Source organism: Micromonospora sp. ATA51 (assembly GCF_016802855.1).
Taxonomy (GTDB): Bacteria; Actinomycetota; Actinomycetes; order Mycobacteriales; family Micromonosporaceae; genus Micromonospora; species Micromonospora sicca.
This window is the reverse complement of sequence record NZ_JAEVHJ010000213.1, coordinates 1-11614: the sequence shown is the minus strand read 5'-3', so window position 1 is coordinate 11614 and position 11614 is coordinate 1. Positions and strand designations below refer to the sequence as shown.

At 72.5% G+C, this 11614-nt stretch carries 14 protein-coding genes and 2 pseudogenes; 12 read left to right on the top strand and 4 right to left on the bottom strand.

Features of this window, described 5'->3' with window-relative positions; all coding sequences use genetic code 11:
* Nucleotides 1-203: 203 nt before the first annotated feature.
* Nucleotides 204-728: pseudogene (locus tag JNW87_RS26375) on the bottom strand (IS607 family transposase); the annotation flags it as partial.
* Complete coding sequence (locus JNW87_RS26370; protein ID WP_238454614.1) at nucleotides 674-1009, bottom strand: hypothetical protein; 336 nt, start codon at nucleotides 1007-1009, stop codon at nucleotides 674-676. The gene JNW87_RS26370 and the pseudogene JNW87_RS26375, both read right to left, overlap by 55 nt.
* Before the next feature lie 167 nt (nucleotides 1010-1176).
* On the opposite strand from JNW87_RS26370, the gene proS reads away from it, so the two are divergent.
* The 12 genes and pseudogenes from proS (at nucleotide 1177) to JNW87_RS26310 (ending at nucleotide 9475) form a co-directional block, all read left to right on the top strand.
* Entirely contained in the window at nucleotides 1177-2583 is a 1407-nt protein-coding gene (proS, locus tag JNW87_RS26365; RefSeq protein WP_109802515.1) for a proline--tRNA ligase, read from the top strand.
* Nucleotides 2584-2632: 49 nt separating this feature from the next.
* Complete coding sequence (locus JNW87_RS26360; protein ID WP_238454615.1) at nucleotides 2633-3253, top strand: DUF402 domain-containing protein; 621 nt, start codon at nucleotides 2633-2635, stop codon at nucleotides 3251-3253.
* Between the two features lie 240 nt (nucleotides 3254-3493).
* Entirely contained in the window at nucleotides 3494-4018 is a 525-nt protein-coding gene (gene rpsP / locus JNW87_RS26355; protein WP_238454613.1) for a 30S ribosomal protein S16, read from the top strand.
* Nucleotides 3993-4253: an RNA-binding protein gene (locus JNW87_RS26350; protein WP_238454612.1), complete on the top strand. Its 261-nt coding sequence runs from the start codon at nucleotides 3993-3995 to the stop codon at nucleotides 4251-4253. The genes rpsP and JNW87_RS26350 overlap by 26 nt, the downstream gene beginning before the upstream one ends.
* On the top strand, nucleotides 4253-4810 hold the full coding sequence (gene rimM, locus JNW87_RS26345; protein WP_109802513.1) for a ribosome maturation factor RimM: 558 nt from the start codon (nucleotides 4253-4255) through the stop codon (nucleotides 4808-4810). The genes JNW87_RS26350 and rimM overlap by 1 nt, the downstream gene beginning before the upstream one ends.
* Nucleotides 4811-4828: 18 nt before the next feature.
* The gene (gene trmD / locus JNW87_RS26340; protein ID WP_238454611.1) at nucleotides 4829-5617 is read left to right on the top strand and encodes a tRNA (guanosine(37)-N1)-methyltransferase TrmD; all 789 of its coding nucleotides are present in this window, start codon (nucleotides 4829-4831) and stop codon (nucleotides 5615-5617) included.
* A gap of 143 nt (nucleotides 5618-5760) precedes the next feature.
* The gene (gene rplS, locus JNW87_RS26335; RefSeq protein ID WP_109802511.1) at nucleotides 5761-6120 is read left to right on the top strand and encodes a 50S ribosomal protein L19; all 360 of its coding nucleotides are present in this window, start codon (nucleotides 5761-5763) and stop codon (nucleotides 6118-6120) included.
* A gap of 193 nt (nucleotides 6121-6313) precedes the next feature.
* A pseudogene (gene lepB / locus JNW87_RS26330) lies at nucleotides 6314-7182 on the top strand (signal peptidase I).
* 9 nt (nucleotides 7183-7191) lie between these two features.
* On the top strand, nucleotides 7192-7815 hold the full coding sequence (gene lepB, locus JNW87_RS26325; protein WP_109802509.1) for a signal peptidase I: 624 nt from the start codon (nucleotides 7192-7194) through the stop codon (nucleotides 7813-7815).
* A gap of 48 nt (nucleotides 7816-7863) precedes the next feature.
* Complete coding sequence (locus tag JNW87_RS26320) at nucleotides 7864-8349, top strand: NUDIX hydrolase (RefSeq protein ID WP_238454610.1); 486 nt, start codon at nucleotides 7864-7866, stop codon at nucleotides 8347-8349.
* Complete coding sequence (locus JNW87_RS26315) at nucleotides 8343-9155, top strand: ribonuclease HII (RefSeq protein ID WP_109802507.1); 813 nt, start codon at nucleotides 8343-8345, stop codon at nucleotides 9153-9155. Before JNW87_RS26320 ends, JNW87_RS26315 begins: the two co-directional genes overlap by 7 nt.
* Nucleotides 9152-9475: a DUF2469 domain-containing protein gene (locus JNW87_RS26310; RefSeq protein ID WP_007075222.1), complete on the top strand. Its 324-nt coding sequence runs from the start codon at nucleotides 9152-9154 to the stop codon at nucleotides 9473-9475. Before JNW87_RS26315 ends, JNW87_RS26310 begins: the two co-directional genes overlap by 4 nt.
* Before the next feature lie 57 nt (nucleotides 9476-9532).
* Here the strand turns inward: JNW87_RS26310 and JNW87_RS26305 are convergent, their stop codons facing one another.
* Both JNW87_RS26305 and JNW87_RS26300 read right to left on the bottom strand, forming a co-directional pair.
* Complete coding sequence (locus tag JNW87_RS26305; RefSeq protein ID WP_238454609.1) at nucleotides 9533-10639, bottom strand: sulfite oxidase; 1107 nt, start codon at nucleotides 10637-10639, stop codon at nucleotides 9533-9535.
* A gap of 34 nt (nucleotides 10640-10673) precedes the next feature.
* Nucleotides 10674-11324 (bottom strand): methyltransferase domain-containing protein, encoded by a 651-nt coding sequence (locus JNW87_RS26300; RefSeq protein ID WP_109802505.1) that lies wholly within the window; start codon nucleotides 11322-11324, stop codon nucleotides 10674-10676.
* Between the last annotated feature and the right edge of the window lie 290 nt (nucleotides 11325-11614).

Genomic DNA, 11614 nt, shown 5'->3' with positions numbered 1-11614 from the left:
GGGACGTCACTTTCCGTGAAGATCTCCACCAAGCCCGGACCGGCACCGGACCCGCCGTCCTCGCGACCCTGCGTAACACCTCGATCGGCTACCACCGCACCAACGGCGAGGCCAACATCGCCCGCGCCACCCGACGCGCGAACCGCCGCCCCCACGACCTCATCACCGCCGTGACCAGCAGCATCCCGACAACGCAATGACCCTGCCAACAAGTCCTCCACTAGTTCCAGCTGTGGGGACAGTGACTCGTGATTGGCGACGACGATCTCGCAGCCGCCACGTGCCGCCACGTGCTCCAGGAAGTCGAAGCCGAACCGGGCCAGCCTGTCCTTGTGCGCCACCGCCAGCGTGCCAACCTCCCCCCGGTCGACCGCGTCCATTAACGCCAGGAACTTCTTACGGCGCAGGTTCATCCCGCCGCCGACCTCGCTGATCCACTCGTCCACGGCCAGACCGCGAGCAAGGCAGAACTGCTGCATCGCCGCCACCTGCGAGGCCAGGTCGGCCTTCTGACCCGGCGATGACACCCGGCAGTACACCACGACCTTCCGCCGGTCGGCGTCGAAGCCCGGCTGCAGCACCCGGCGCACATCAGAATCGTCGAAGTACCGCTGCCCCGACGGCAGACGACGGGCCGCGATCCGACCCTCCGCCTCCCACCGGCGCACCGTACTCACCGAGCGGCCCACCCGCTCGGCGAACTCGCCGATCCGATACACGCTACCCACGACAGCCAATTGTGGACAGCTCTAGAAAGGGAAGCAACCACTAGTCGCTGCTCCACCCAGAAGCCGCCGCCGTCGCTGCCGCCGAAGGCCAGCTCGTGCGCGCCGGGGGCCAGCGGCGGGAGGCATGCCCACAGCCCCCAGACGCTCACCGGGGTCGCGCGGGGCGTCGAGGTGACGCCGTTGCCGAGCGCGCCGCGTACCTCGAACGGGGTCGGCGTGCCGATCGTGGCCAGCGGCAGCGGGACCGCGTCCAACTGGGCGTGCCCGGTCGCCCGGGACACCACCGGGACCTCGCCCGCCTCGGCTGGGAACCGCCACAGGCCGCAAATGCTAGTCAGCGTCGGGTTCGTGCCGCTGCCCCGCCCGCGCCCGGCCGGGGCGCTGCTTCCCGCCAGTCGGGCGTGCCCGAGCGCGGCGGCCCGGCGGACGGCGCATAGGATGTGCGGTCATGGCACGCGTGCTCACTCCCCGTGCGGAGGACTTTCCCCGCTGGTACCAGGACCTGATCGCCAAGGCGAAGCTGGCCGACAACGGCCCGGTCCGGGGGACCATGGTGATCCGACCGGCCGGCTACGCCATCTGGGAGCGGATGCAGGCCGAGATGGACGCCCGGATCAAGGCGGCCGGCGCGGAGAACGCGTACTTCCCGCTCTTCATCCCGGAGAGCTACCTCAAGCGTGAGGCCCAGCACGTCGAGGGCTTCTCACCGGAGCTGGCCGTGGTCACCCACGGTGGCGGCAAGCAGCTCGCCGAGCCGGTCGTGGTCCGCCCCACCAGCGAGACGGTGATCGGCGAGTTCATGGCCAAGTGGATCGACTCGTACCGGGACCTGCCGCTGCTGCTCAACCAGTGGGCGAACGTGGTCCGCTGGGAGCTGCGGCCGCGGATCTTCCTGCGCACCAGCGAGTTCCTCTGGCAGGAGGGGCACACCGCGCACGCCACGCGGGAGGACGCGCGCGCCTACGCGCGGCGGATCCTGCACGAGGCGTACGAGGACCTGATGGTCAACGTCCTCGGCATCCCGGTGGTGGTCGGGCTGAAGACCGCCCGGGAGCGGTTCGCCGGCGCGACCGCCACCTACACCTGCGAAGGCATGATGGGCGACGGCAAGGCGCTCCAGCTGGGCACCAGCCACGAGCTGGGGCAGAACTTCGCCAAGGCGTTCGACATCAGCTACTCCTCGGCCGAGGGCGGCCGGGAGCACGCCTGGACCACCTCCTGGGGCACGTCGACCCGGATGCTCGGCGGTCTGATCATGGCGCACGGCGACGACAACGGCCTGCGGGTGCCGCCGAAGCTGGCGCCGATCCAGGCGTACGTGATGATCGTCAAGGACGGCGAGGGGGTCGGCGAGGCGGCGGCCAAGCTCCGCGACGGCCTGCGCGACGCCGGCGTCCGGGTCGCGCTCGACGACCGCACGGACACCGCGTTCGGCCGCCGGGCCGTCGACGCCGAGCTGCGCGGCTATCCGGTACGCGTCGAGGTCGGCCCCCGCGACCTGGCCACCGGCAACGCGGTCGTGGTCCGGCGTACGGACGGCTCGAAGTCCCCGACGCCGGTGGCCGACGTGGTCGGCGCGGTGCTGGCCGCGCTGGAGGCCGACCAGCGGGCGCTGCACGACCAGGCCCTGGCCCACCGCGAGTCCCGGACCGTCGAGGTGTCGACGCTGGGCGAGGCGATCGAGGCGGCGGCCACCGGCTGGGCCAAGGTGCCGTGGTCGGCGGTCGGCGTCCAGGGCGAGGCCGAGGCGAACGCCCAGGGCGTGACGGTCCGCTGCCTGCTGCGGGCCGACGGCTCGGTGCCGGACTCGGAGGACGAGTCGGACCTGGTCGCCATCCTCGCCCGCGCCTACTGACGTGCGGCCCGGCGACCCCGTCGCCCGGTTCGCGCCGGGTCGGCTGATCATGCACCGGAACGTGCGGCACGGCCGGATCGGTTGGGTCCGGTCGGCCCGGGTGGTCCTGGACGACGACCGGGGCCTGCTGCTCTGGATCGCCCGGGACTCGCCGGTGGCGCACGAGGTCACCGAGGCGGGGCTGGGCATGCGGGCGATGCCGTTCGCCGAGTGGATCACCTCGTCCTACCGCCTGGCCCAGGGCCGGTGGAACGGGCCGCCGGTGCTGAAGTTCCTGCCCACCGGGGCGGCCCACTCGGTCTGGTGGTTCCGGGACGGGCAGGGCCGGTTCAGCAACTGGTACGTCAACCTGGAGGAACCGGGCGTCCGCTGGGACGACGGCCCGGTGGCCGGGGTGGACATGGTCGACCAGGACCTGGACGTGGTGGTCCGGCCGAACCACAGCTGGGAGTGGAAGGACGAGGAGGAGTTTCTCGAACGCCTCGTCTTCCCCGACGACTACTGGGTGGCCGACGAGAAGGCGGTCCGGGCCGAGGGGGAGCGGGTCATCGCCCTCGCCGAGGCCGGCGTGTTCCCATTCGACGGCACCTGGTGCGACTTCACCCCACCGGCCGAATGGGGCGTACCGGACGAACTGCCGCCGGGGTGGGATCGTCCGCCGGTCCGCTGACGGTGTCGTCCGTCACCTCGGCCACCGGCTCGGGTGACCTGTCCGGGTCCGGTGTGAGAGATCCGCGCCGGATCTGGCAGAATGGGTCGCTGGTATCCGGCCCGCGTCCGGCGCCCTCTAACCCGGGCGCGTCGCCAGTCCACCGAGCAGTCTCCGGCCCAAACCCCACTGTGCCGGTCGGCGCTCACCCGTGCACCGCCCGTACCGGGCCGGTGAGATCGCAACAGGAGCGAAACAACTGTGGCCGTAAAGATCCGGCTCCTGCGGATGGGCAAGATCCGCAACCCGCAGTACCGCATCGTCGTCGCCGACTCGCGCACCAAGCGCGACGGCCGGGCGATCGAGTTCGTGGGCGTGTACCAGCCGAAGGAAGACCCTTCGGTGATCGAGGTCAAGTCGGAGCGGGTCCAGTACTGGCTGTCGGTCGGCGCGCAGCCGAGCGAGGCCGTGCAGCGCCTGCTGGAGCTGACCGGTGACTGGCAGAAGTTCAAGGGCCTGCCGGCCCCGCCGCCATTGAAGGTCGCCCCGGAGCGGGCCGACCGCCAGGCGGCGTACGAGGCCGAGGCGAAGGCCGCCGCCGGCCTGGCTCCGGAGACCCCGGCCAAGCCGGCAAAGAAGGCCGCCAAGGCGGAGGCTCCCAAGGCGGAGGCTCCCAAGGCGGAGGCTCCCAAGGCGGAGGCTCCCAAGGCGGAGGCCGCCCCGGCCGAGGCCGAGGCGCCGAAGGCCGAGGCGCAGACCGGTGCCGAGTCCGGCGAGCAGGCCTGACATGGCACTGCATCCTGCCCTGGAGCATCTGGTCAAGGGGATCGTCGACCACCCGGACGACGTCCGGGTGCGGATGGTCGATTCCCGTCGGGGCAAGCGGCTCGAGGTCCGCGTGCACCCGGAGGATCTCGGCACGGTGATCGGGCGGTCCGGCCGGACCGCCAAGGCACTGCGCCAGGTGATCGGCTCCATCGGTGGGCGTGGGGTACGCGTCGACATCGTCGACTCGTACTGATGCTTCTCGTCGTCGGCAGGATCGGCAAGCCGCACGGGATCCGCGGTGAGGTCACCGTGGAGGTGCGGACCGATGAGCCCGAAGCACGGTTCACCCCCGGTTCGGTGTTGCGCACCGAGCCGGGGGTGACACCCCCGGCCAATCCGGCGCCGGGTCCCGGTGTGCCGTTCCGCGTGCCCGCCGAGCTGACCATCGAGTCGGCGCGCTGGCACCAGGGCCGGCTGCTGGTGGCCTTCGAGGGCGTCCTGGAGCGGGACGTCGCCGAGGCGCTGCGCGGCACGCTGCTCACGGTGGACAGCGGCGACGTGGCCCCGCCGGCGGACCCGGAGGAGTTCCACGACCACCAGCTCGTCGGCCTCGCCGTGGTCACCCCCGCTGGGGAGCGGCTGGGCGAGGTGGCCGGGATCGACCACGCGCCCGCGTCCGACCTGTTGGTGCTGCGCCGCCCCGAGGGGCGTACCGCGCTGATTCCGTTCGTCAAGGCGATCGTGCCCGAGGTGGACCTTGCCGGCGGTCGCGTCGTCGTTGACCCGCCGGCCGGTCTGCTCGATCTCTAGGCCGCCGGAGCACCCCCAATGCGCGTCGACATCGTGTCGATCTTCCCGGAGTACTTCGCCCCGCTGGACCTGTCGCTGATCGGCAAGGCCCGGGCGAACGGCACGCTGCGGCTGGCCGTACACGACCTGCGGACCTGGACCCACGACGTGCACCGCACGGTGGACGACACCCCCTACGGCGGCGGCCCCGGCATGGTGATGCGGCCGGAGCCGTGGGGTGAGGCGCTGGACGCCCTCGCCCCCGACGAGCTCAACCCGGACGGCCACACGATGCCCCGGCTGCTGGTGCCCTCGCCGGCCGGCGTCCGGTTCACGCAGGCCATGGCGCACGAGCTGGCCGCCGAGTCGCACCTGCTCTTCGCCTGCGGCCGGTACGAGGGCATCGACCAGCGGGTGCTCGACCACGCGGCGACCCGGATGCGGGTGACCGAGGTCTCCCTCGGTGACTACGTGCTCTTCGGCGGCGAGGTCGCGGTGCTGGTGATCCTGGAGGCGGTCACCCGGCTGCTGCCCGGGGTGCTCGGCAACGCCGGCTCGCTGGACGAGGAGTCGCACGCCCACGGGCTGCTCGAGGCCCCGATGTACACCAAGCCGGCGACCTGGCGCGGGCACGAGGTGCCGGACGTGCTCCGCTCCGGCGACCACGGGCGGATCGCCCGCTGGCGGCGGGACGAGGCGCTGACCCGGACGGCCGCGCGCCGCCCCGACATGATGGCCGCGCTGCCGCCGGAGAGCCTGGACAAGCGGGACCGGGCGGCGTTGGACCGGGGCGGATTTTCCTCGCCGCCGGGGGATGTGGCAAAGTAGAGGGGTTGCCGCATCCGTCCGCGCCCGCGGACGGCTGCGAGGATCCTCGACCGGGGCCGGCCCGCCGTCCACCACCCGGGGATCAGAATCACCCATCCGCGCACCGACTGACGGTGCGCCGTGAGCCTCACGAGGACACAGCGATGAACATCCTGGACGCCCTTGACGCCCAGTCGAAGCGGGTCGACCTCCCCGACTTCCGTGCCGGTGACACCGTGAAGGTGCACGCGCGGGTCGTCGAGGGCAACCGGTCCCGTGTCCAGATCTTCCAGGGCGTCGTCATCCGCCGCCAGGGTGACGGTCTGCGCGAGACCTTCTCGGTCCGCAAGGTCAGCTTCGGTGTCGGTGTGGAGCGGACGTACCCGATCAACAGCCCGGCGATCGACCGGATCGAGATCGTGACCCGCGGTGACGTGCGTCGCGCCAAGCTCTACTACCTGCGCGAGCTGCGCGGCAAGAAGGCCAAGATCAAGGAGCTGCGCGAGAAGCAGCCGACCAGCTGACTTTCCGCTCGCCACGCCGCCTGAGCTGCGCGGATGTCGTATCGACCAGATCGCATTACCCTGATCGTACGGGCGCAGGAGGGCAGCGACGCCGCAGCGCGTCTCGCGGCGGCACAGCGGCCCACTACCGCCCGTGGGGTCTCACGACGAGGCTCCCGGGCGGTAGTGTCGGTTCTGCGGACCGGAGAGTGGCATGGTGCAGATGCTTGACGAGGACGGCACCGTCGATCCGTGGCGCCGGCGGGCCCGGCGCGCCCGGCGGCAGATGCCCCTCTGGCAGGAGTTGCCGCTGCTCCTGATCGTCGCCTTCTGCCTCGCGGTGCTGATCCGCACCTTCCTGCTCCAGGCGTTCTTCATCCCCTCCGGGTCGATGGAGAACACCCTCCTCATCGGCGACCGGGTGCTGGTCAACAAGGTCGTCTACGACGTCCGGGATCCGGTGCGCGGCGAGGTGGTGGTCTTCCGGGGCACCGACAAGTGGGTCGCCCAGGAGACCCCGGCGCCGCCGGCCGGCTTCGCCGGGAAAGTCGGCCGCACCCTCGGCGACCTGGTCGGGGTCAGCCGCCCCGGGGAGAAGGACTTCATCAAGCGGGTGATCGGGGTCCCCGGCGACAAGGTGTGGTGCTGCGACAAGGGCCGGGTCGTGGTCAACGGCGTGCCGCTGGACGAGCGGGCGTACGTCTCCGAGGATTCGCCGGTCGAGCTGCCGCCCAACCCGAAGGAGTGCCGGTCCCGGCAGTTCACCGAGGTCGTCGTGCCGGCCGGGCAGATCTTCGTGATGGGCGACCACCGGCTGGTCTCCCAGGACGCCCGCTGTCAGGGTCCGGTGCCGATCGACAACGTGGTGGGCCGGGCCTTCATGATCGTCTGGCCCTCCGAGCGGTGGACCTCGCTGCCCGTGCCGGACACCTTCGCCAGCCTGGCCCGGGCGGACGGCGCGCCGGCCCGGCCGGCCCCCGTCGATCCCGACCCGGTGGGCGGTGTCGTGCTGATCCTCCCGGTCACGGCGGCCCTCTCCGTTCTCGCGCGTTCCGGACGGTCCCCACGCGCCCGGCGTCGTAGGCTCCTCCCGTGATTGACGAGCAGACCGAAAAGCCCCGCAGTTCCTTCTGGAAGGAGCTGCCCATTCTCCTGGGCGTGGCGATCCTGGTCGCAGTGCTGGTGCGTGCCTTCGTGCTGCAGACCTTCTTCATCCCCTCCCCGTCCATGGAGAACACTCTCAAGATCGACGATCGGGTGCTGGTCAACAAGCTGGTCTACGATTTCCGATCGCCGCACCGGGGCGAGGTGGTCGTCTTCAAGGCGCCCACCGAGTGGAGCGGCAACCCGGAGGGCGAGGACTTCATCAAGCGGGTGATCGGGGTCGCCGGCGACCACGTGGTCTGCTGCGACGCCCAGGACCGGCTGGTCATCAACGGCCGGTCGCTGGACGAGCCGTACATCTATCCCGGGAACAAACCGGCCGACCAGGATTTCGACATCACGGTGCCGCAGGGGCGGCTCTGGGTCATGGGTGACCACCGGGAGGCCTCGGGCGACTCGCTGGAGCACTGGCAGCAGTCCGGCCAGGACATCACCGAGGCCACCATTCCCGAGGACCAGGTGGTCGGGCGGGCGTTCACCGTGTTCTGGCCGGTCGACCGGGCGACCTGGCTCACCGTCCCGAAGCAGTTCGACGGGATCCCCAATCCCTGAGCCCGGGAGGCGTGGGCGTTCGTCGGAGCCGTCTGGCAGGCTTGGGCGGTGACCGTCTACACCCCTCGTCGCGCGGCCCGGGTGCTGCTCGTCGACGCGGCCGACCGGGTGCTGCTCTTCGCCGGCACCGATCCGGCCCGACCGAGCCACGCCTACTGGTTCACCCCTGGCGGCGGGCTCGACCCGGGGGAGAGCCCGGCCGACGGCGCCGCCCGCGAGCTGGCCGAGGAGACCGGGCTGCGGCTCACCCCGGCCGAGCTGGGCCCGCCGGTGTGGGCCGAGACGGTCGAGTTCCCGTTCGACGGCGTCTGGTACCGGCAGGAGCAGGAGTTCTTCCTGGTCCGCGTCCCGGCCTGGGAGGTGGACACGGCGGGCTTCGACGAGGTCGAGCGGACCAGCGTCACCGGCCACCGCTGGTGGTCCCAGGACGAGCTGGCCGGGACCGACGAGCGCTACTACCCGGAGGACCTGCCGGCCGTGCTGACCCGGGCGCTCGCCGCTCGACCGGCCGCCCACGGGGGTGCACCGTGCTGACGCCCCCGCGCACCGTGGTGCGCCGCGACGGTGGCCTCTACGCGCTGGAGCGGGCCCTGCAGCGGCGCGGCTTCCGGCACGTGGCCGGCGCGGACGAGGCCGGGCGGGGCGCCTGCGCCGGGCCCCTCGTCGCCGCCGCCGCGGTGCTGCCCGAGGGGCGGCGCGGCGAGATCGACGGGCTGGCCGACTCCAAGCTGCTCACCCCGGCCAGCCGGGAGCGGATCTACGACGAGGTGGTCGCCCGCGCCCTCGCGTACGCGGTGGTGGTGATCCCCGCCGAGGAGGTCGACGCCCGGGGGCTGCACGTGTGCAACCTGGCCGCGATGCGGCGCGCCCTCGCGTCGCTGACCACCCGCCCCGAGTACGTGCTGACCGACGGCTTCGGCGTCGACGGGCTGGACGTGCCGGGGCTGGCGGTCTGGAAGGGCGACCAGGTGGCGGCCTGCGTGGCGGCGGCGAGCGTGCTGGCCAAGGTCACCCGGGACCGGATCATGGTGGAGCTGGACGACCGGTACCCGAGGTACGGCTTCGCCGAGCACAAGGGCTACATCACGCCGGAGCACACGGCGGCGCTGCGGGAGCACGGGCCGTGCCGGGAGCACCGCTTCTCGTACGTCAACGTGGCCACGATCTCCGGCCGGGACGGGCGCCCACCGCGGTCCCGGCGTCCGGTGGTGGACGGCCCGGACGAGCCGATGGAGCGCTCCGGCGCGTCAGGGAGTACCGTCGGCGTGGCGTTGGGCGAGCAGCCTCGACCCCCGGCGTCGGTGGGGGAAGATGTGGTCATGGAAGGCGGAGTGCGATGAGCGCGGAAGATCTCGAGAAGTACGAGACCGAGATGGAGCTGCAGCTCTACCGGGAGTACCGCGACATAGTCCGCCAGTTCTCCTACGTGGTGGAGACCGAGCGCCGTTTCTACCTGGCCAACCAGGTCGACCTGCACGTGCGTAACTCGGACGGCGAGGTCTACTTCGAGGTCGAGATGCACGACGCCTGGGTGTGGGACATGTACCGTCCTGCCCGCTTCGTCAAGAACGTCCGGGTAATGACGTTCAAGGACGTCAATGTGGAAGAGCTCGAAAAGCCGGACATCTCCCTTCCCGCAGACTCCGGATTCGGCGGCTGACGATCTCCGCTCGCCGCGGCTGACCCGCCCGGCCGGCGGCCCGGCCCACCGCGCCGCTCACCCCGCCAGCACCGCCACCTCGACCCGCTGCACCAGGTTGTTGGCGAAGCCGCCCCGGTTCCACGGCTGCTCCACCGGCTGGCGGCGTCCGGAGGCGTCCGTGGCCCGGGCGCCCAGCACGTACCGCCCCGGCTCCGGGGCCCAGTCGAACTCACACCGCCGCCAGGCCCACTCCCCGCCGCTCGGCTCGTCCAGCCGGGCCGGCGCCCAGCTCGCCCCGCCGTCGGTGGTCACCTCCACCGCGCTCACCGGCGCGTGTCCCGACCAGGCCCGACCGTCCACCGTGCACGGCCCCGGCCGCAGCACCCGGGTCCGCGACATGAAGTCCGGGAAGCCCGGCGGGCGGACCAGGGCGCGCGGTTCGATCCGGGTCACCGGCACGCCGGGGTCGTCGGCGTCCTTCCGCAGCCGGTACGCCACCGCGTTCTGGTAGCCGTCGAACGGCTCGGTCAGCACCCGGATGCCGCGCAGCCACTTCACGTGCGCCATGCCGTACCAGCCGGGCACGATCAGCCGCAGCGGGGACCCGTGCTGCGGCAGCAGAGCAGCGCCGTTCATCTCGTACGCCAGCAGCACCTCCTCGCGCAACGCGTCCGCGACCGGCAGCGCCCGCCGGTAGTCCTGCTCGACGCCCCGCTCGACGCCGTGGTCCGCACCGGTGAAGACCACGTCCACGGCGTCCGGGGAGAGCCCGGCCTCGCGCAGCAGCGGCGCCAGCGGCGTGCCCGTCCACTCGGCGTTGCCGACCGCCTCCACCAGCCACGGCTGGCTGACCGGCCGCGGGTGCAGTAGCGCCCGGCCGTTGCCGGCGCACTCCAGTGTCACCCGGTGGGTGACCCGGGGCCGGTCCCGCAGCGCGGCCAGGTCGAGGCTCAGCGGCCGGTCCACCGCGCCGTCGACGGTCAGCGTGTGCGCCGCCGGGTCGACGTCCGGGATGTCGTAGTGGATGAGCAGGTAGTGCAGCCCGGCCGGGGTGACGTCGTAGCGCAGCGCCTCCAGCGGGATGCCGTGATTGCGGGCGGCGAGCTGCAGTTCCTCGGCGCTGATCGCCTCGTCCGGACCGGCGATCCGGGACGGCCGGCTGACGTCGTCCACAGTGGTCATCTCTGCTCCCGGCGGTCGGCGGGCGGACGCCCGGTCACGGGTGGGTGAGGCGGACGTGGCCGACGAACTCGAACATCCGCACGCCGCCCGGCAGTGGCCGGGGCCGGCCGGTGAAACGGTGCACGCCCACCCCCACCCCGTCGGCCGGGCTGCTCACCGCCACCGGGGTGAAGCCCTCCTCGGCGAACCAGTCGCAGATGCTGGGCACCAGGTCGGGCTCGCGGCGGTGCCGGGTCCAGAAGACCGTCCCACCGGTGGCGCAGAGGGCGGCGCAGTGCCGGACGGTGGCCCGGATGTCGGCGTCGACGATGTTGCCGAAGATCCCGCAGACCAGCACGAGATCCGCCGGGGCGAGGTCGGCGTAGTGGTCGGTCAGTGCCGCGTCCCCGACCACCACCTGCACCGCCGGCAGGCCGGCCTCCGCCGCGGCCGCCCGGGCCACCTCGGCGTTGCGGGGGTCCAGCTCGACCAGGCGGGCCGTCACGTCGCCCCGCCGGGGATGCGTGGCGAGCACTGGGACCAGGTCCCGCCCCTGACCGGCGCAGAGGCTGACCACCCGGAGCGGGCCGGGCGGGGCCTGGTCGAGCGCCGCGCGGATGTGCAGCCGCAGCTCGGTCAGGCGTCGGAACAGGGCCGAGCCCGGCTGGTCGTAGTCGTCGTGCCAGGCGTACCAGTCCCGCGTCACCGGCTCAGCATAGGCGGTGCGGGTGGCCGGCCGGTGCCGCCCGCATAGCAGATCGACTCCGCCGCCGGCCGTTGTCCACAGCGCGGCCGCCGTCCACAATCGGCGGTGTACCCGGTGGCATCGGGGACCGCCGTCGGGGCAGGCTGCCGGCCGTGCGAACCATGCCCGGGCCGGTCACGGTGGCCCTCCTCATGCTTCCGCTGATCCTCCCGGCGGCGCCGGGACCGGCTGCCGTCCCGGCCGTCGCGGGCCCGGCGTCCCGGGCGGGCGCGCTTCCGGCCGGTCCGTCC

Bases quoted from the DNA above. Each gene is read 5' to 3' on its own strand.
- rimM (WP_109802513.1), top strand. From the start codon at position 4,253: ATGCTTCTCGTCGTCGGCAGGATCGGCAAGCCGCACGGGATCCGCGGT.
- rplS (WP_109802511.1), top strand. From the start codon at position 5,761: ATGAACATCCTGGACGCCCTTGACGCCCAGTCGAAGCGGGTCGACCTC.
- JNW87_RS26305 (WP_238454609.1), bottom strand. From the start codon at position 10,639: ATGACCACTGTGGACGACGTCAGCCGGCCGTCCCGGATCGCCGGTCCG.
- JNW87_RS26310 (WP_007075222.1), top strand. From the start codon at position 9,152: ATGAGCGCGGAAGATCTCGAGAAGTACGAGACCGAGATGGAGCTGCAG.
- trmD (WP_238454611.1), top strand. From the start codon at position 4,829: ATGCGCGTCGACATCGTGTCGATCTTCCCGGAGTACTTCGCCCCGCTG.
- JNW87_RS26360 (WP_238454615.1), top strand. From the start codon at position 2,633: ATGCACCGGAACGTGCGGCACGGCCGGATCGGTTGGGTCCGGTCGGCC.
- proS (WP_109802515.1), top strand. From the start codon at position 1,177: ATGGCACGCGTGCTCACTCCCCGTGCGGAGGACTTTCCCCGCTGGTAC.